The sequence below is a fragment of the Photobacterium kishitanii genome, assembly GCF_000613045.3.
Taxonomy (GTDB): domain Bacteria; phylum Pseudomonadota; class Gammaproteobacteria; order Enterobacterales; family Vibrionaceae; genus Photobacterium; species Photobacterium kishitanii.
This window is the reverse complement of sequence record NZ_LN794353.1, coordinates 1,513,682-1,534,563: the sequence shown is the minus strand read 5'-3', so window position 1 is coordinate 1,534,563 and position 20,882 is coordinate 1,513,682. Positions and strand designations below refer to the sequence as shown.

Sequence of the window (20,882 nt, the reverse complement as noted above, 5' to 3'; positions counted from 1 at the left end):
GTGTTGATATTGTTAATAACTAATTTGATTTAATTAACGAATAACCAAAGCTTGGCTAATAAAAACACCATAACTATTGGCGCCACTAGTGACGCCAATCCGATATAAGTGTTATTTAGGCAATGCTGATAAATGCCAAATATTATTTACATAATCACGAATACTACGATCTGAACTAAACTTACCAACCAAGGCTGTATTTAAAATTGTTTTATGCACCCACAATTTCTGATCACGGTATTCGGTATCAATACGGTTATGCGCATCAACATAATCAGCAAAGTCTGCCAACACTAAATACGGATCACCACCTTCCAATAAATTATGACGAATATTGGCAAATGCAGCACAATCAGCGGCATCAAATTCATCGCTATCAAGTAAGTCAATCGATGATTTTAATAAACCATTTTGCTCATAATAAATGTAAGGGTTGTAACCTTCGGCTTTTAGGGCCTCTACCTCATCAACGGATAAGCCAAAGATAAAGATATTGTCATCTCCCACTTCTTCACGAATTTCGACGTTGGCTCCATCCATCGTTCCAATTGTTAAAGCGCCATTAAGTGCCAACTTCATGTTACCGGTTCCTGATGCTTCTTTGCCTGCCGTAGAAATTTGTTCTGATACATCAGCTGCTGGAATAATGATTTCAGCAAGGCTCACACGATAATCAGGCACAAAGACCACTTTTAACTTGTCCTTCAACCGCGGATCGTTATTTACTTTATCTGCTACTTTGTTAATGACATAAATAATATCTTTTGCTAAGGCATAACCAGGAGCCGCTTTGGCTGCAAAGATAAACACGCGAGGATACATATCAAAACTAGGGTCATTTAATAGACGATGATAGAGCGATAAAATATGTAATAAATTTAAATGCTGACGTTTATATTCATGCAGACGTTTAATTTGCACATCGAAAATAGCATTAACATCTAATTCAATATCAAGATTATCAGCCACCCAGTCAGCAAAACGTTGCTTATTTGTTTTTTTAACTTCAAGGTAGCGTTGCTGAAATTTATCGTCACTCGCAAATTGAGCAATAGCTTCCAGTTGATCTAAATTAGCAGGCCACTCATTGCCTATTTTTTCACTAATAAGATCTGATAATTGAGGATTGCAGTACTTAAGCCAGCGTCGCGGTGTAATACCATTGGTAACATTCTGTAGACGTTGAGGAAATAGTGCATCAAACTCAGGAAATAAATCACGCTTAACTAATTCAGAATGTAATGCCGCAACACCATTAACGGCATAGCTACTTGCAACACAAAGATTAGCCATACGGATCATGCGCTGCTGGCCTTCTGCAATAATAGAAAGCTTACGCTTGATATCATCATTTCCCGGCCATTTAGCTTCAACTTCAGCCATTAGACGATGATTAATTTCGAAAATAATCTCTAAATGACGAGGTAATAACTCCCGAATCAGCGCCTCACTCCAACTCTCTAACGCTTCTGGCAATAAAGTATGATTAGTATAAGCAAAGATTTTAGACACAATTGCCCATGCATCATCCCAACATAGTTTGAAATCATCTAGCAGCACCCGCATTAATTCTGGAATTGCGATAGTTGGATGGGTATCATTAAGCTGAATAGTTTCAAACTCGGCTAATGCATTAATTTCATGGCCTTTTTTAAGATGACGACCAACAATATCTGCAATTGAACATGCACAATGAAAATACTGTTGCGTTAAACGTAAGACCTTTCCTTGGTGGTGATTATCATTTGGATAAAGTACTTTGGTTACATTGCCCGCAGCAATTTGAGCTTGCTGTGCACCGATATAATCACCATCATTAAATTTGGCTAAATTAAAAGGCTCTGGCGCACGACACTCCCATAACCGCAGTGGAAATACAGACTGATTGTTATAACCAATAATTGGCAAATCCCATGCAATACCTTGTAACGTTACTGCAGGGTTCCAACGATCATACTGCTGTCCATTTTCATCAGTATAAGAACTAACATCGCCATACAGACCAACAACTTGATTTAGTTCAGGACGCTGTACTTCCCAAGGATACCCCTCTTCCTCACACCATTTATCAGGGAATTCAATTTGATGCCCATTAAGAAATGACTGTTTAAATAAACCATATTGGTAATGTAAGCCATAACCCACTGATGGAAATTCTTGTGCTGCTAACGAGTCCATAAAACATGCAGCCAAACGACCTAAGCCACCATTGCCTAATGCAGGATCACGTTCTTGTTCCAATAAATCAGTCAGATTCAAACCTAGCTCGGCAACAGATTCACTGATTTGGTCATACAGCCCAAGGCTAATTAAGTTATTACCGGTTAAACGACCAATTAAAAACTCTAATGAAAAATAATTAACACTGCGTGCATTCGCATCAATAACTCGTTTTTCAGTTGCTAGTAAATTACCAGTACTAATTTCTGCCAGTGCTTTACCAACCGCTAAATACCAACTTTTATCAGTTGCCGTTTTAGTATCTTGGGCATAAGTAGTCACTAAATGTTTTATTACTAATGCTTTAAATGAGGCTTTATCAAATGCTTGTTCTTTAATGTGTTTTTTCATTGTTATGTCTCACCGTAGTATTATTTAATTACTACCTATGCTGCACTGATTAAAAAAATGAAGCATCATCCTAACGAAATGATTAAGGGGAGGAGAATTAAGGCGTAGGAAACGATAGAAGTGATTAATGAATAAAATTTACTCGCTCAATATATTGCTTATGTGAGTTAGCTCAAGATTATAAAGATGATAGTTACAATAATTCTAAGATGTATTGTCTATAACGAACTGCGCGTTAAAGTATCCACTCATAAAAGCGCATCGGCAAAATATCCTGATGTGTCTAGCCTTAAAATTACAGATCTTAAAGAGCTTAATTATGTGGATACCTTCTAAACTTACTCGTCCTGCTCGACTACATAATGCTATCTTACGACCTCGGATCCTTGAAGCACTCACTCAAGCATCTTACTATCGATTAGTTCTATTTCGCTCACCTGCAGGTTATGGAAAAACCACCATGGCGGCACAGTGGTTAAAAGATATCCCACATACAGGCTGGTTTAATATTGACGATAATGACAATGAGACTTTCCGTTTTGTTAACTATTTCCTTCAAGCGGTTAATAAAGCAACTGATAGCTCTTGTTTAAAAACCCAAGCAATGGCAGAGCGCCGACAATTTGCATGTATTACCACACTCATGAATGCGCTTTTTGCTGAGTTGTCTAATTATCAAGAAACCTGCTACATCGTATTAGATGACTACCACGTTATTGACAATGATGATATTCATGAAGGTATGCGTTTCTTTTTAAAGCATATGCCAGATAACATCACCCTTGTGGTAACTAGTCGTATAATGCCCCCTCTAGGTACGGCTAACCTACGCATTCGAGATTTATTATTAGAAATTGATAATACTGGGTTAGCTTTTGATGACGAAGAAACTCAACGGTTCTTCCATCAACGTATTTCTGAGAATATTGAAAGCGAGTTACTGAGTACATTACGTAAACAAGTCGAAGGTTGGCCATCAGCACTACAATTAATAGCTCTACACGCAAAACAAAAACCACATTCATTAGCAAATTCAACCCAATCAATTGCTGCTTTTAATCGGAGTCATTTATGGGATTACTTAGCAGAAGAAGTGTTTGATCAACTCAGCGATGATACGAAAGATTTCTTACTACATTGCTCAATATTGGATATGTTTAATGCTGAATTAATCACAGAGCTTACCGCACGTTCTGATGCCTTATCTATGCTAGAGTCACTCGATCGTTTTGGTTTATTCTTAACACAATTAGAAGGTGAAGATAACTGGTATCGCTTCCATCACTTATTTGCTGAGTTTTTACGTCATCAGCGTTATACAACGATCCCCCAGCAACGTAATGAGTTACATTGTAATGCTGCTAAAGCGTGGTTAAAGCAAGGTAATTTTCAACAAGCTTTAGTTCATACACTAAAAAGTGAAAATCAAGATCTTATCACTGATATTTTATGTGACCATGGGTGGAATATGTTCCATCAAGGCGAATTAAAATTACTAGAGTATGCTATTGAGCAACTCGACCAAGATGCTTTATTTTGTTCACCAAGATTATGCTTATTAAGAGCGTGGTTAGCGCAGAGTCAACATCGTTATAATAATGTCGGTGAGCTATTAGCTCAAAGTGAAGCTGAGTTAGCATTACGAAAATTAACCATCGATGATGCTATTCAAGGTGAGTTTAATGCTCTACGTGCACAAGTCGCGATAAATCAAAGTAAACCACAAGAAGCATTAGCTCTCGCGGAATTATCGTTAGGACAACTACCCGCAACGACCTATCGCAGCCGCATAGTTGCAACCTCTGTTATTGGAGAAGTGCATCACTGTTTGGGTAATCTAAATCAAGCATTATCCATGATGCAACAAACAGAAAAAATGGCTCGTCAATACCATGTCTACCATCAGGCATTATGGGCACTATTACAACAGTCGGAGATTCTTGTTGCTCAAGGTGCTATTCATGCCGCTTTTGAATTATTAGATCAGGCCCTTAAGCTAATCAAAGAACAGCATTTACAACAAGTGCCTTTGCATGAGTTTACTTTACGTCTCAAAGCTCAGATTTTATGGTGCTGGCATCGTCTGGAAGAAGCTGAACAATGTGCTCATCAATGTCTTGAGATCTTAGCGCCATTTGATAAATCGCAATCACTTCACGCATATTCGATGCTTGCTCGTATAGCGGTATCGCGTGGTGAACTGGATAAAGCAACACGTTACCTCGATATCTGCAATAATCTGGTTAAAAACACCACTTACCATATCGACTGGCTAGCGAATTATGATTTTAGCCAGCTACTATACTGGCAAGCAAAAAATGATCTAGACGCCATACAATATTGGCTTAGTACAGTCACATTACCCATTACATACTGTAACCATTTCCAACAACTACATGCTCGTAATATTGTTCGAAGTCACCTCTTGCTTCAAAATTTAGATGAAGCACAACAATTGCTTAATACAATCCAACAACACTGTATTGAGCATAGTTTACATACTGATCAGCATCGTAATACCGTTGTACAAGCCGTACTCTACAAGCTTAGCGAACAGCCACAACAAGCATTAGATACATTAAAAGAAGTTCTTACCATTAGTAACCATAGCGGTATGATCAGCAATTTCTTATGTGAAGGAGAGACAATCAGTGGATTACTCCATACTCTGATCGAACAAAAGCAACTTGACGAACTCACTTTACACCGTAGCCAATACTTATTACGAGAAATGACCAGCAAGCAACGTGCGCGCGTCGTACATTTTGATGAAACCTTTGTTGATAAACTATTAGCACTTCCTAATATTCCGGAGCTTATTCGCTCTAGCCCACTCACACAACGAGAGTGGCAGGTACTAGGATTAATTTATGCTGGCTATAGTAATGAACAAATTTCTAATGAGCTTGATGTCGCAGCAACAACAATTAAGACCCATATCCGTAATTTATATCAAAAATTAAATATTACAAATCGACGCCAAGCAATTGAAACAGCTGAAAGTTTACTTAAGCTGATTGGCCTTGCTGCATAAAAAAATCCCAGCTTCGGCTGGGATTTTTTATTTCATTCAATTCATTACTAGCAATAAAGCATCATCGTGAAACGGTATAAACCACGTGACTTGCTAACCCTGCAACCAAAAACACTTTATATGTTTGACTATTTTTAGCCACACATTCACCACTCCAATAATCAAACCAATCTGTTGCTTGGCCAGCGTGTAACGTAACTGTTTTTGCTGGTTCATCAATATAATTAAACACAAACTGTAATTGCTGCACTGAGCCATCACTATGGTTTAATGGCAATTTTGCTGTAGTTAAATTGAGATCATCAAAAACTGCCGCTTGTTGACTATAATGTTGACGCTGTACCAATTGCAAAAAACTTTGATGTGCAAAACTATTCCACTGCGCCAATGGATCACCTGATAGTAATAACCCGCCCGAAGCCAGCAAAGCATTGCGATGAAATGAATAACTATGACTATCAGCGGCTTGTGCTTCAACGTTGTTTGTCTGTTGTAAGTCGATAAAAGTGGCACAATCAGGATCAATCTGCCACAGCTGACGATGCTGCCAACTACGATAGAAAGTCTCTTTGGCTATTTGATTAAAACGATAACTATTGCGCTCAACATCATCAGAGACTCGCATTGCATCAACTAAACCTAATGATGGCCACATTGGAGCATTACAACCAAGCAACCAAGCATCTCCAGCCCCCTCAGCAATCGCTTTCATTCCTAAACGATAAGCTTCAACACCAGTACAGCTTGCTTGATAACGTTGCCCTTTTAATGTTCCCCAGTAGTTAGCATCCAGTTTGAAGAGATCAACTCCCCATTGCTGTTGCATTGTTTTTACCACATGGGTTAAATGCGCCAATACTTCAGGATGACTCGTGTCTAAAATATACCAAGGTGTGCAGCGCCACCCTCCATAGGTAACTTTATCCGCACGCAGTAATTCACCATCGACATCACGTACAAACCATTCTGGATGTTGTCTAAATATCGTTGATTTCGGCTCTGCTATAAATGGTGCTAACCAAATGCCGACTTTCTTTCCTTGAACCTTTAGTGCTGTTAAAACCTGTTGTACTCCACCAGAAAAATGGTCAGACGGTGATAACCAGTCTCCCATAAACGCTTGATAACCATCATCAAGTAACACCCATTCAATGTCATGGTTATCGCCTTGCATATGATCGACATTTCGTTGAATATCGGCCGCAGATACGCCAGCATAATAGGCATACCAAGAGCACCAACCGATAGGAGCAGCTTGAGTGGTATTCTTTTTGGATGGGTGATCAATATTAATTAATGCGGCATAACGCGTGTATAAATCAGCTAATGTCTCCGATGACAATACCACCCAATTTTCTAAACTAATGTGATTGGTTTCATCTGCGGGCATGACACAATTTTCACCATCTATACACACAATAATTTTGTTATCTTGGCATTCAAAATATCCCGCAAAACGATGACATGACGTAAAACCAAACAACACGTAACGCTCACCATCTTCAATCACAAGATAATTATAATAACGTTGGTTCGCCGCTTGAGGGTAAATACGGTATTCGGCATTATTATCAGGACAACGACCAATTGCTTTAGGATGAGCAAAAGTACCCGCTGTTTGTGACAACATTTGAAAACCATCACCATAAACTTTCGCATCAGGCGCAATGTGTAGCTCACATTCAGCAATAACAACAGCTTCTGACAATACTGATGACGACGATGAAGATAATAGGCTTGAATGAATTTGTGGCGTTGTTGATATCACCGTAATTGACGCTGGAAAAGTGATCTTTTTTACCGCGGAGCACAAAGATAATGAGTCCATCATTATAAACTACATAGTAAGAGTGATAATTTATATCCTACTAAAGCTGTACCCCTACAAACTGTGCTTACAAACACGCTTACGTAACTTAATTTTGCTTATAATAAAAACGACCCTTTACGCTAAGTACTCAGCATAAAGGGTATCGTTAGTGAGCGATGATAATGCTTTAATTCATAAACACCGGAATACCTTCACTACGTATATTATGTCGTGGTTTAACTAACACCGCAGGGGTCCATGCTGGCACTGATATTTGATTGTCGATCACTTGCGTATTATGAGCAAGATTAGAACGATAAACCGGACTTAACACCAAGCCTGAAAGACCAAGATCAACCTTTTGTTGTCGTGGTGTCGCATTTATAACAATCACCATTGCGTCTACATTCGGATCAAGGTCATTTACCGTATTGCCATTATCAATCGTCATTACAATTAAACCAGGACGCTGATCTACACCAGTATTATGAAAACTAACACGCTTAATCACATCATCGCCACGCCCTAAGGTTAATAATGGATAACTTTGACGTAACTTTGCAAGATCAAGATAATAATCAACCATGACGTTCATATCTGCTCGACTTGGCTGCGCATTGACACCACTTCCTTGGATCACTTGTTGAATGATTTCATAATTCATACCGTCTTTATCAACGCGTGGTAACCCTTTATTCCAATTGTTATCTTGCAGAGTAAAATCAACCCTATTATACCAATCTCCTGAGTCATAAGAATCTCTCTGCATTGATTTGGAACGTAATAATTCAGAGCCCATATGTGTAAATGGCACACCTTGGCCTAACATTGCCGTTGCTAGGGACACCGCTTGCATTCGTACCCGTGTTTGAATATCGACATCATAGCCAATTTTGTATTGCTGGTTATCCCATAAGGTTTGATTATCATGTTTAGAAACATAGTTTTGAATTTCAGTTGGATCTTTTGCATATCCGGCAGGTTGGCCGTTATAATCCAGCTCTGAACCTCGTATTTTGTTCCCTTTTGCATCAATAAACTGGAAATCCTTTAAATTTCCCGCCATCCCTAAACGTGTTAAATCAGCAAGGTGCAATGCAGTCTCTTTCGTCGTTAAGCTCATTTCATTCGGCTGTACAAATGCGCTATTACCGAAACCTTGATGCTGTCTTAAACCATCACCACCATCAAAAGGGCCACCGCCGCGAACAGAATCACGTAAACGATCAGAAAAACTACCAATCCCCGTCCCTGCTAGATTAGCCTGTGTTGCTTGAACAAATAACCTGTCATTGGCAACTTCACCAAAATTCCACCCTTCACCATAAAAGTAAACATCAGGATCAACAGCTTGCACCGCTTTTAATGACGCTTTAATTTGACTGAGTGGATGATGACCCATTAAATCGAACCGAAAGGCATCTATCTTGTAATCACGCGCCCACACCACGAGTGAATCTTGAATTAATTTTGCCATCATCGTATGTTCAGGTGCAGTATTAGAACAACATGTTGAATTTTCTACAGCACCAGTTTGAGGATTTAAACGGTTGTAATACCACGGCACAATTTTATCTAACACCGAGGTATCACTCGTTGGTCCTGCTGAATTGGTATGGTTATAAACGACATCCATTACCACATTCATTTTTATATCTGTTTTTACCGATTGAACCATCTCTCGCAATTCAAGAATACGTTGTTTTCCATCAGGGTTAGTCGAGTATGATCCTTCTGGCACCGTATAATGAAAAGGATCATATCCCCAATTAAAGCTATCAGTTGCCGAAACTAAACGGTTTAACTCCTGCACTCTTGGAGTTTGAGGCGTATCATTTTCTGTTTCACGTGCGAGTATTTCAGCAATAGTTAAAGATGACAGACAATCACCACTGAATGAGGATGTTTTAACCTCACTGTTCACCTCACAGAGTTGGCTAAATGGCATATTAATATCTGCTACTTTGGTTGGATCTTCATTAATTGTAGCAATATCAAATATTGGTAATAAATGCAGATGGGTAATACCATTTTTACTCAACTGCTTGAGGTGTTTAACGGGTACAGAGTCTGTTTCTGTAAATGCTTTAAATTTGCCACGAAAAGCTTCAGGGGTTGATTGATCTAAACCACTAAAATCACGTACGTGAGATTCATAAATAACAAATTTTGTAGGATTGGATTGTGGAATTGGCCGTTGTAACTCATCCCAACCATCAGGCTTTAATTGCTGATCATCTAAATTAACAACCTGACTAAATAATGAATTCATCGATAAACTAAGCGCATAGGGATCAGTAACTTGGTATTTCTCAATATTGCCTGACACTGGATGAAAAACATCAATCAAATAACGGTAATAACTACCATCCTGGGCCTTATTTGTTTTTAAAGACCAAATACCAGACTGCCCATCAAGAGCCATTTGTAAACGACCACGTTCTTTTTTGGCACCATCAAATAACACTAACACCACATTTTGTGCAGATGGTGCCCATAAATCAAACTGCACTCCATCAGCCGTCACTTCAGCCCCTAGCGTCTTAGCTTCTGCATAGGTAGCAAATAAACTATCAAGTAATCCTGCCGGCTGTACTTTTGTACCAGCCGTAATATTTCCTTCTGTATCCACCGCTAACGCAACCATTTCAGCTTTAACAACTGAGCGCATATCAATTGTCGATGGAATACTATAGGCTGACATTGTCGCTAAATGAGGAAACGTTTGCATCTGCTCGAGAGTTAACGCTTTAGGCTTTAATACAATATAGGGTTCGTCATATTGATAATTGTTATTCGGCTCAACACTCGCGGCTAAAGAAACATATAAGCGCACTTCATTAGCAGACTGAATACCATCCCATATTAATGTTTCACCATCAATTAAATGGGCTTTTGCGCCTTCTATACCAGAAATAGCGATAAACGCGGCTTCTCGACTATTCTTAGGTTCATTACTTCCTGCAACAAAAGAAGCCGTTCGATCAGGAATAAGTGCAAAATCAACTTTGCCATCACCAGATAACTGATTATTTAATTGATCATCTCGAACAATAACATTCAAACAATTTGTCGAACCTGGTTTGAGTTTTACTTTCCAATAAGGACCAAACTCATCGATACCAATTGGTTTATTTTGCGAATTATCCCACGCCCCATTAACCGCACTCTCATCCGCGCGATCGCACTGGTTATTATTCCATATATGTAAGCTATACTGATTAAAGTTTTTTGTTAAAGCTTGATCTGGCTTAGCTACTAAATAAATCACGGCTTCGTTATCATTAGCAACAACAGGCTCTTCAATAGAACCAGATATTGGCAATTTAGCGATTGGTCCGGTGTTATGCGGTAAATTCAAAACAATTTCAGGAGGATTTGTGGTATCAAAATACGCATCTTTTTCAGAAGTGTTTGTTGATGAACTGTTATTGCATCCCACAACAGTGATCGTTGTTAAAAAAGATAAAATTGAACTTGCCAGTAAAGAACGCTTATAAATCATGCCAATATCCTTATGAAGTGCATCTAAATTGCGCGTATCATAAGAAATTAAAACCTCTACAAATTGTGATGAAAGTAGTATATATCTAAGTCTATAAACTGCTTTTTATTAGTAATTGACAACTTATCACACTCTGTAGGGCTATCATGAGCTGGTGGAGTGCATATATAGAAGAAGCTGCACAAGGCAGCTTCTTCATGAATAGAATAGTTTTTCATATTTAGCTTGGGGAATGAAGTACTCGACGACCGATAACCAATCGACGATTAAATTGTTTTAGATTCCACGAATAATTTATTGAAGATGATATCTGAGTGCTTCCACCAGCAAAAATTTGTAAAGATAATGGGTCCATTTCAAAATAAACGCCCTTCATTTTAAAGATTTCACGCATAAGTGCATCTGTTCCTCCTGGGTGCATTGTCATAAATTTACTAATAAGTCTATTTAATCTTTTTTAGTATATAGACCATAGTCTAGCTTCATCAATTCATCTTTATCTATCAATTGATTAAGCGCTCGACCAACTTGAGAATAACTAGCAAAGTTTTCAAAATCTTGACGTTCAAAAACATAACGTCTAGATCGTTTAATTCTCTGAGAAATACGATCTGCTGCTATCATGTAGTCTCTCATATTAAAACAGTTTTAGTATGACACTGATCGTTAATAGCACAGCGACTTTATGTTATTTTAACAACATAATGAAAGTCATATTACTGCATCAATAAAGATTAGGATTAAAAACATAATTTACAACCACCCTAAGTTATAATCCTAAAAATGAAAAATACTTGACTTTCTTTGGAAGAATATTCCATGAATAATATAAATACATCAAACATTATTAACTGGTATCAACAACGTCATCCTGAGTGGCAATTAGCTAATAACAATAATCCAACTTCCAATGATACCCAAAAAGTAATTAATAATTATAAAACATTAATTCTAATGCCTATTGAACAACATTTTGGTCTAACTACTATTACCTATGGCTTCACATCTTTTGAACTCTATAAAAAAGTACAAAAATTATCCCCTCAACATACCGCACCAACTTTAGATCAACACACAAGTCATGAAATGAATAGTCGGGGTAATCTAATATGTAAACGTGGTGGCTTAGCTTGCGATTTTATTGTCGAAGGGTTTGAGAAAAATATGGGCATTATTGCCAAATATATCGTGCAGAACTTACCTTTTGACCGCATTTACTTCTATGGCAACAATAATCCACTCCATGTCAGCATTGGTCCAGACAATAGCCAATTTATTCAATACATGTTGCCATCACCAAAAACAGGCTTACGTTACCCAGGAAAAAGATATAATAAAGATAACTACTTAACTGCAGAATTTAAGGATGAAATATGAATGCAGCACTATTTAAAGAGCTCATATCACAACTAAAAGTAGGCAAACAATTACCTGACGCTGTATATCTTCATAAAGATGCTCTTATTGAAGCATCTCAATCATTACAGAATTTTATTCCTGCTGTTGCTCAAGCTGTTAAGGTTGATGAATGGGATCTTGTAAAGCTTTATAAGAAAGAATTTCGACTATCGTTGTTAAGCTACCCTACTTTTTATTCAGAGTCTTACCCTTCCCTACAACAAAGTGTAAATATCGATTTAGTTAAGCTCACACATAAAATAACCAATTACAGTAACTCCGATAACCCGCCGATTCTGCATCGTAAAGAAACCATGATCACACCGAGTAACTCGCACTTTGAACATTTTAAAAATATTACTCAAGAAGGTGAAAACGCAGGGTTATACGAAAATACTCGCATTATTGGTTTCAAACGTTCTTGGTACAATATTATAGAAAGACACGGTTATGAGTTAGTCGATGGTAGATTATTCAGATCCTCTGCTGTTAATCCATCTATTGACGCTCCACACATAGATAGACATAAAACAGCGATTGTACGCCACGATCTTTCAGCACCTATGAAAACGTTAGTTAAGAATGGTTATTTAAACGGTGAATATTCTATTTTTGACTATGGATGCGGTCGAGGTGATGATCTCAGAGAACTTGAAGCACATGGGTTAGATGCTATAGGCTGGGATCCTAACTTTCAGCCAGATAATGATAAAACTCCTTCAGATATTGTTAACTTAGGCTTTGTACTTAATGTTATCGAAGATCAAGATGAACGTTTAGAAGCGTTACTGAGTGCGTGGGAATTAGCAACTAGCTTACTTATAGTATCGGTCATGCTTGCTAATGATAGCTATATCGCACAATTTAAATCATACAAAGATGGTGTCATTACTTCTCGTAATACATTCCAAAAATATTATGCTCAATCAGAAATCAAATCATATATTGAACGAAATCTACAAGAAGAAGCAATAGCTGTCGCCCCTGGTATTTTTTATATTTTCAAAGATAAACTAGCAGAGCAAAGTTATCTTCAGCAAAAATATAAACGTCATCATACATGGCAACAGCTCACATCGCCTCAGCCAGTAGACTCCAAAGATAAAGCTAAATTACTTATTACCCAACATCAGCCACTATTTGATGATTTCTGGCATACCTGCTTGGATCTGGGCCGTATACCTACAAATGAAGAATTTGAGCAATCTGGAAAAATTAGAGAGCTCATTGGCTCACACAAAAAGGTATTCAATCTACTGCAAGATATGTTTGATACTGAAGAGTTCGAACAAGCAGAAAAAAATCGCAAAGAAGATTTGTTACTCTACTTTGCAATGGGGTTATTTGAAAAGCGTAAACCTTACATACAACAACCAGAAGCATTAAAAAGAGATATCAAAGCACTATTTGGTGAATACAACACCGTTATTAATTTGGCGACAGAACTTTTATTTGCGATTGCTGATACTAAGTTAATCAACGCCCAATGTGAAAAAGCACATAAAACAATGTCTGCTAGCTTATTAAACGACAGTCATTCACTGATCTTTTATCGTGATTTTATGGATGAACTACCACTATTATTGCGTGTTTATGTTGGTGCGGCATTACAGATGTATGGTGAGCTTGATGACAATATTGATTTAATCAAAATTCATATTCGATCAGGTAAGCTAACTCTTACCGCTTATGATGATTTTGATAAATCACTGCCCTTTCTGACTGAGCGTATTAAGATCAAGATGGCAGAGCAAGATATCGACTTCTTTGATTATGTTGATGAGAGTCGTAGACCGCCTCTACTGAACAAACACCTCTACCTTTCACAACATAATGAAATATATAAAAAACAGCTTAGTTTTGACAAAAGGTTAGGCAAACTACTTAGATACTCCTCGCTAAATGAAACGATGATAACAAGATACGAATTTGAATTAAAATTACATAGTAAAAATAAAAAAATTCAATCATTTAAAATTATAACTTCCAACTGAATATTTTTTGAACTATCAAATTGATTTAATGCTGTATACCTAAATGTAACGTGCAATTCATGTTAACCTAAATTAAAATACACGTCACAACGTCAATTAAAATACGTTAGGTCATTAAAGCCAACGTTATATAATAACGTCAATCATAGTTAAAACGTCATATTTAACGTCAGGATTAGTTATGAATAAAGCACAAGATGGGTACTGCTTTTCTTTCCCTGCAGTAAGAGGATTACAAGCTGGCAAGCCCTTTTATATTGCCACCTGTCCGCTCAGTACAATCCCTAAAATTTTTGTTTTTGATGAAGACGAAGTTCCACCAGAGTTAAGAGCTCAACGAACATTGAATAAATCTAGAATCCCTGAAATGGTAAAGTATCTTGTTGAAAATCCAAATGATTATGTCTTTTCAGCATTAACCGTTTCTGTTGCATCAAGCGTGTCATTTATTGAGAATAGTGAAATAAACACTCCAAATCTCGGCACTCTTAAAATACCTATGGATGCTCAAATATTGATTAATGATGGGCAGCATCGACGAGCAGCAATTGAAGCGGCCTTAAAAGAAAACCCAGACTTGGCTCATGATAATATCCCTGTCTTATTTTTTGTTGATGAAGGCTTAAAACGTAGCCAACAAATGTTTGCAGATCTAAATAAATACGCAGTCAAACCAAGCCCTTCACTTGGCGCACTTTATGATCATCGAGATATTAGCTCTGAATTAGCTCGTTATTTAGCCGATACTATTGAACCTTTTAAAGGTTTTACTGAAATGGAAAAATCTAGTATTAGCTCTAAAAGTGGCAAATTATTTACTCTCAGTAGCATTAAACAAGCTAACAAGGCTCTTTTAGGTAAAGGAACCAAAGACGGCTTTACAGAAGACGAAAAAAAACTAGCAAGTGATTACTGGCAGGCTGTTTTTGAATCGACCCCTGAATGGCAAATGATACTTAAAAAAGAACTTTCACCATCAGCATTTAGACAAGAATATATCAATGCTCATGGTGTTGGTTTACATGCACTTGGAACATTAGGTTGTGCTCTCATTACAGCACAGCCAAACGACTGGCATGAAACTATCAAGAAACTTAAAAATGTTGATTGGAAAAAATCAAATCCACTATGGGCAAACAGAAGTATGCTACATGGCAAGTTAAGTAAGGCTTCGACCAACATTATATTAACAACAAATGCACTAAAACATGCTCTCGCCCTACCATTAACACCAGATGAAAGAGCGTTAGAAAATCAATACATTATAAGTAGAGAGGCAACCCATGGCTAAGTTTTTTACAGCCGATGGTCTGGACGAAGAACAGATTGACTATATCGAAAATGAGTTTTTTGCAGGCTTCAAACGCTATAGTAACCACGATTCTTTACCAGAAAAATTAGAACATTATGCTTCATTAGATGAAGAACTACGTAATGTCAGTAGCACAACTCTATGTCGAGAATTATTACGCGAACAAAAAAATACTGAAGGCTTTACACTTAAGCATTTTATTGATGATATTCAAACCGTTTATTGTGCAGATAACCGCCCCTGGGTTATTGGTTATAGTGGTGGTAAAGACTCATCAGCAGTTGTTACGCTCGTATATCTTGCCTTACAAGCATTAGACGAAGACAAGCGTACTAAACATGTTTATATCGTTGCATCAGACACCTTGGTTGAAACACCACTTGTTGTTGATCATGTAAATAAATCATTAGAATCTATCGGCAACAATGCTCGCCGTGATGGATTACCAATTAGTACTCATAAAGTTTTACCTAAACCAAATGAAACATTTTGGTCTTGTTTATTAGGTAAAGGTTATCCGGCACCAACAAAGAGTTTTCGCTGGTGTACTGAGCGTATGAAAATAGATCCAGTTAGTGACTTTATTACAGATAAAGTTGCCAAACATGATGAAGTGATTGTTGTACTCGGTTCTCGTAGCCAAGAAAGTGCTTCACGTGCGCAGGTTATTGCCAAACATAAAATTGAGAATACCCGTTTAGCCCGGCATACCACACTTGCCAACGCGTTTATTTATACTCCCATTGATACATGGAGTATGGATGATGTATGGAAAATACTACGAGCATGTAGCCTAGAAGTTACTATTTCACCAATGGGTATTGGTAAAAAATGGTCAAATGATTATGGCCTTGAATGGGAAAACCCATGGGGTGGCAAAAATCTCACGTTATGGAATCTTTATAAAGATTCATCAGATCAAGGTGAGTGTCCAATGGTGATTGATGATAGTACTCCTTCTTGTGGCAATTCTCGTTTTGGCTGCTGGACTTGTACTGTCGTCACCAAAGACCGAGCAATGGAAAGTTTGATTCAAAATGGTGAAGAATGGATGCGTCCATTGCTTGATTTTCGGAATATGTTAGCTGATACCAACGTACCTGAAAATAAACCTATTTATCGTAACTTTAAACGTCGTACAGGTAAAGTAAGCTATCAGCGAGTAAAAGATGGGCAAGACCTAACGGCAGATCGCGAACATGTTCCTGGTCCTTATATGCTTAAATTCCGTAAGCAATGGGTCAAACAACTTTTAGTACAAGAAAAAGCATTTAATGAGTCAGGCTATCAAGTTACATTAATCACCAAGCCAGAACTCCATGCTATTCGCCAAGAATGGCTAAATGATCCGAATGAACCAGATTGGGCTGACTCTTTACCAAGTATTTACCATGACATTTATGGAACAAACCTCGATTGGGTGATGAATGACAATAACAGTTTTGGCGAAGTTGAAGCAAAAATACTCCAACAACTTGGCAGTGATTACGATGTTGCTCCAGAAATGATTCAAAAACTACTCGACTTAGAAATATCATTAGAAGGCTTAAGTCGACGTACTGGTGTCTTTGATAAGATTGGCGGCTTACTTAAAAGAGACTGGGGCTCACTCGAAGACATCAAAGAAAAACATGCTCAATTACAGAGTAAAGCTGACTTAGACGTACATAAAGATCAAATAAACAAATATGAAAACGAAATTGCGCAGCTAGATCGCATTTCAAAGGTGGAACTATAACATGATAATTAAAAATCTTATTGTCAATAATTTCCGTGTATTCAGAGGAGTACATGAAATTGATCTAGCACCAAGAAAACAAAAAGACTATCACGAAGCCGCAGCTCCTATCGTTTTATTTGGTGGTTTAAATGGCGCAGGTAAAACATCAATCCTTACGGCTGTACGTGTTGCCTTATATGGTCGAGCAGCTTTTGGCCGTGGTATGTCTTCTGCAGAATACCAAGACCAACTTGATGCACTTATCCACAAAGGCATAGGCCTTAGTGAAGGTAAATGTTCCATTGAATTAGTCTTTAGTCATAGCCAAAACGGTCTCGAAAGCGAGTACAGGGTAATTCGTGGTTGGTCAAAAGGTCAAAAAGATAAGCTCGTTCTTGAGCAAGACTCGAAAAAGATCGAATTAAACTACGAGCAATGCCAAAGCTTCTTAAACGAACTAATTCCATCTGGTATTGCTGATTTATTCTTCTTTGATGGTGAAAAAATCGCTGAACTTGCAGAAGATGAATCAGGTGAAGTTCTTCAAACCGCTGTTAGACGTCTACTCGGCATTGATGTTGTTGAACGTCTACGTAATGACCTTGCTATTTTTCTAAAACGACATGATGCGTCAGCGATGCCTACAAACATCAAAACACAAATTGAAAAATTAGAAAAAGAACAACAAAAAGCCTCACAAAAAGCAAAAGCTGATGCGAATGAAGCTGTATTATGTAAAGCACGTGTCCAACTAATTACAGATGATATAAGTAAAGCAGAAGCTGCTTTATCACTACGTGGTGGCGCTTGGGCACAAAGTCGTGAACAAGAAATAGAAAAGCAAAATACACTAGAAATTGAACGTAAAGATCTCGAAAAAACATTACGTACTGAGATAGAAGGTAATCTTCCTTTATCATTAGCTCCAAATACATTATCAAAACTCTTTGAGCAACTAGATAATGAAAAATCAGCTAAACAGTCACAGTCTTTTAATACTGAATTAGACTCTTTTATGACAGAACTTAGTAAAGCATTGAGTTTTCGATTAACGGATGCAAAAACAGCGTTAGATACGATAAAAGATTGTTTAAACGAACGAAATATCAATCAAAATTCAACAGAATTATTACTTGATATTTCTGAACGTGAATACAATACAGTTTATTCTCAAGCGAATATTCAAGCTAAAAAATCATCTTCTACTTTTAATGTAGCAAAGCAACAATTAGCGCAGGTTGAAGAACAAATAGCTAATCTTTCATCTAATATTGCAAGAGCTCCAGAGCAAGAGCAATTACAATCTCAGCTTGATACAATACAGACACTAAATAATAAACGCACAAATGCCATCTTAAAACTTAAAGACACCGCAGAGTCAGCAAAACGTAAATATCGTGAAGCAATTGAAAATGCACGAAAAATACAAAAGCTTCACGATAAACATAAAGTTGCCCATAACGCAGAGGCATCTTTATTAAACGCTCAAAATGCACATCTCATGTTAGCTGAATTCAGTGAAAAGCTTACTGATGTCCGCGTTAAACAATTAGAAGCAGAATTTATTAAAAGTTACAAGAATCTTGCCCGTAAAGAAGATCTTAAGCTTTCTGCTCGTATTAACACTAAAACATTTGATGTTGAACTTATCGATGATAAACAACAAACTATCAATCGCAAGGCATTATCTGCGGGTGAAAAACAGATCTATGCCATTGCTATTTTAGAAGCATTAGGAAAGACCTCAGGTAAACAGCTACCAATAATTATTGATACACCTCTAGGTCGTCTTGATTCTAAACACAGAGATAAACTAATAAGCAATTATTTTCCAGAAGCAAGCCATCAGGTGATTATTTTATCGACTGATACTGAAATTGATGAAAAATACTTTAATTGTGCTGATTTCAAATACGGTATTTCACATGCCTATGAAATCAAATTTGATGGTGCGACTCAATCATCAAAGCTCAAAGAAGGCTATTTCTGGGAACAAAAATCAAAAACAGTTGCAGAGGTAAATTAAAATGCTACCAAATAGAATGAATTTATCAAGAACAACTGAAGATCAGCTAAAGCTACTCAAGCAACGTACAGGTATATCCCCCAATGTATCGTCTCGAATTGCTTTTTTTAGATCGATAGAATCAAATTTTCGATTCACAACTGATATAGCTAAAAAACTAGACGGTAGTTTAGTACTAGATAAAGTTACATGGTTAGGTGAAACACAATTAATCACTGAACTAGTACTTAAACAAACTTATCCCAACTTAGATGATAAAGAGATGATGGCCGCTTGGGCTGCTCATATTGAGGATGGGATAGCAGCGTTGAGAAATCATAAAAGTTTGCTAGCATTTTCTGAGGCTTTATAGTTTTCTTATCACCACCGAGACTCAATTTCTCTGATCTCGGTGGTAATTTTACACCATATTTAATCATCGTATTGAATATATCTTCAACTCAGATCTGTTGTGACTTAATGAACTTATATACTTAAAGAACCATATAGCTAACGGTTGTTTTACATGAAAAAATAGATCACTAACCACCAATGACATCTGATGCCGTACACTTATTACATTGATATAATGACTATAATTTAGATTCTCAATAGCTTTTATAGCTACAGTCAGGATAAATGTAACCATTTTTCCAGCAAAGATTAAATGTTCATTATAAATGATCTAGCCTTCTAATATGTAGGTCATATATATCTACACTACTGTGTTTATCTGGACTAGCTAATTTCATTTTCAGTTAAGAAAAAATATCTTTGATAATTCTATGAGTGTGAAAAACCTTAATACTGCTTCCACTTAATATGCGCCGCTTCAATAGGTACTCGATCCAATGCTAAATCAAATCTACACACGGCACATTGATAGTTATACGAACATTGTACATCTTTTCAAAATTTCGGACCTCGCACTTTGGGTGATGAATCCAAAACGTACAAACAGCTCTTCTTGTAATGTCTCGGGAAAGTTGTCTTGAATCAACTTGGAAGCGATTTCATCAATCAAGCGTGGATTAGAAACTAAGGATTGATATGAATTGTAATCAAAACCCGCCCTAACATTGTATGTAATAAGGTCGGTTTTACGCGGATCACCGCTACTTGAAAGCTGACATTTTTCTCCATTTTCAATTTCCCAAAATGGATCGGCTTCATTAGCTAATCGCCAAAATGGATAATGCGGGTTATAGGTGCTTCTGGCTGGCCCATATTGCATCAGTAGTGCTTTTACTGGCTCATCCACTTCTTGGGCATAATGGAATAAACGCTCATGTCCTTTCTTGTATTCAGATAGTACATAAAGCAGCATCAATAGCTTGTGAGGCGCTCGCTCATCACCACGTCGCCATCGTGAAATGGATTGCATTTTATCAAGTAAACACATAATTAGACATCACGCAGATAAGGTGTCTAATTATACACGCATATCTCTATTTTCAATATGATAGGTATTAATAAAGCACCTATAACGGTGCTTTTTGAGATGTATATCATAATAATACAAATTTTCTCACT

At 37.3% G+C, this 20,882-nt stretch carries 10 protein-coding genes and 2 pseudogenes; 7 read left to right on the top strand and 5 right to left on the bottom strand.

Translation table 11 applies throughout. The features are described from left to right. Window positions 1-111 precede the first annotated feature (111 nt). The gene (locus PPBDW_RS21800; protein WP_036789724.1) at window positions 112-2,571 is read right to left on the bottom strand and encodes a glycogen/starch/alpha-glucan phosphorylase; all 2,460 of its coding nucleotides are present in this window, start codon (window positions 2,569-2,571) and stop codon (window positions 112-114) included. Between the two features lie 319 nt (window positions 2,572-2,890). On the opposite strand from PPBDW_RS21800, the gene malT reads away from it, so the two are divergent. Beyond that, window positions 2,891-5,605: an HTH-type transcriptional regulator MalT gene (gene malT, locus PPBDW_RS21795; protein WP_036789723.1), complete on the top strand. Its 2,715-nt coding sequence runs from the start codon at window positions 2,891-2,893 to the stop codon at window positions 5,603-5,605. 61 nt (window positions 5,606-5,666) lie between these two features. Here the strand turns inward: malT and PPBDW_RS21790 are convergent, their stop codons facing one another. The 3 genes and pseudogenes from PPBDW_RS21790 to PPBDW_RS21780 all read right to left on the bottom strand — a co-directional run bounded on the left by PPBDW_RS21790 (window position 5,667) and on the right by PPBDW_RS21780 (window position 11,544). Further along, complete coding sequence (locus tag PPBDW_RS21790) at window positions 5,667-7,436, bottom strand: glycoside hydrolase family 36 protein (RefSeq protein ID WP_243423037.1); 1,770 nt, start codon at window positions 7,434-7,436, stop codon at window positions 5,667-5,669. 166 nt (window positions 7,437-7,602) lie between these two features. Next, on the bottom strand, window positions 7,603-10,920 hold the full coding sequence (gene pulA / locus PPBDW_RS21785) for a pullulanase-type alpha-1,6-glucosidase (RefSeq protein WP_036789721.1): 3,318 nt from the start codon (window positions 10,918-10,920) through the stop codon (window positions 7,603-7,605). 220 nt (window positions 10,921-11,140) lie between these two features. Further along, a pseudogene (locus PPBDW_RS21780) lies at window positions 11,141-11,544 on the bottom strand (DUF6088 family protein). Between the two features lie 195 nt (window positions 11,545-11,739). Here PPBDW_RS21780 and PPBDW_RS21775 point away from each other — a divergent pair. The 6 genes from PPBDW_RS21775 (at window position 11,740) to dndE (ending at window position 19,722) form a co-directional block, all read left to right on the top strand. After that, window positions 11,740-12,297, top strand: a complete 558-nt coding sequence (locus PPBDW_RS21775) for a hypothetical protein (RefSeq protein ID WP_054262228.1) — start codon at window positions 11,740-11,742, stop codon at window positions 12,295-12,297. Then, the gene (locus tag PPBDW_RS21770; protein ID WP_036789718.1) at window positions 12,294-14,312 is read left to right on the top strand and encodes a DNA phosphorothioation-associated putative methyltransferase; all 2,019 of its coding nucleotides are present in this window, start codon (window positions 12,294-12,296) and stop codon (window positions 14,310-14,312) included. The genes PPBDW_RS21775 and PPBDW_RS21770 overlap by 4 nt, the downstream gene beginning before the upstream one ends. A 181-nt stretch (window positions 14,313-14,493) precedes the next feature. After that, window positions 14,494-15,603, top strand: a complete 1,110-nt coding sequence (dndB, locus tag PPBDW_RS21765; RefSeq protein ID WP_036789716.1) for a DNA sulfur modification protein DndB — start codon at window positions 14,494-14,496, stop codon at window positions 15,601-15,603. Continuing rightward, the gene (locus PPBDW_RS21760; protein WP_036789714.1) at window positions 15,596-17,362 is read left to right on the top strand and encodes a DNA phosphorothioation system sulfurtransferase DndC; all 1,767 of its coding nucleotides are present in this window, start codon (window positions 15,596-15,598) and stop codon (window positions 17,360-17,362) included. Before dndB ends, PPBDW_RS21760 begins: the two co-directional genes overlap by 8 nt. 1 nt (window position 17,363) lies before the next feature. Then, window positions 17,364-19,370: a DNA sulfur modification protein DndD gene (gene dndD / locus PPBDW_RS21755; RefSeq protein WP_036789712.1), complete on the top strand. Its 2,007-nt coding sequence runs from the start codon at window positions 17,364-17,366 to the stop codon at window positions 19,368-19,370. Between the two features lies 1 nt (window position 19,371). After that, entirely contained in the window at window positions 19,372-19,722 is a 351-nt protein-coding gene (gene dndE, locus PPBDW_RS21750) for a DNA sulfur modification protein DndE (protein ID WP_036789710.1), read from the top strand. 431 nt (window positions 19,723-20,153) lie between these two features. On the opposite strand, the pseudogene PPBDW_RS21745 reads toward dndE, so the two are convergent. Further along, window positions 20,154-20,751, bottom strand: a pseudogene (locus tag PPBDW_RS21745) (phosphorothioated DNA-binding restriction endonuclease); the annotation flags it as partial. Between the last annotated feature and the right edge of the window lie 131 nt (window positions 20,752-20,882).

Excerpts from the sequence above, each read along its gene's own strand:
- malT (WP_036789723.1), top strand. The coding sequence starts at position 2,891 with ATGTGGATACCTTCTAAACTTACTCGTCCTGCTCGACTACATAATGCT.
- PPBDW_RS21800 (WP_036789724.1), bottom strand. The coding sequence starts at position 2,571 with ATGAAAAAACACATTAAAGAACAAGCATTTGATAAAGCCTCATTTAAA.
- dndD (WP_036789712.1), top strand. The coding sequence starts at position 17,364 with ATGATAATTAAAAATCTTATTGTCAATAATTTCCGTGTATTCAGAGGA.
- PPBDW_RS21775 (WP_054262228.1), top strand. The coding sequence starts at position 11,740 with ATGAATAATATAAATACATCAAACATTATTAACTGGTATCAACAACGT.
- dndB (WP_036789716.1), top strand. The coding sequence starts at position 14,494 with ATGAATAAAGCACAAGATGGGTACTGCTTTTCTTTCCCTGCAGTAAGA.
- pulA (WP_036789721.1), bottom strand. The coding sequence starts at position 10,920 with ATGATTTATAAGCGTTCTTTACTGGCAAGTTCAATTTTATCTTTTTTA.
- PPBDW_RS21770 (WP_036789718.1), top strand. The coding sequence starts at position 12,294 with ATGAATGCAGCACTATTTAAAGAGCTCATATCACAACTAAAAGTAGGC.
- dndE (WP_036789710.1), top strand. The coding sequence starts at position 19,372 with ATGCTACCAAATAGAATGAATTTATCAAGAACAACTGAAGATCAGCTA.
- PPBDW_RS21760 (WP_036789714.1), top strand. The coding sequence starts at position 15,596 with ATGGCTAAGTTTTTTACAGCCGATGGTCTGGACGAAGAACAGATTGAC.
- PPBDW_RS21790 (WP_243423037.1), bottom strand. The coding sequence starts at position 7,436 with ATGATGGACTCATTATCTTTGTGCTCCGCGGTAAAAAAGATCACTTTT.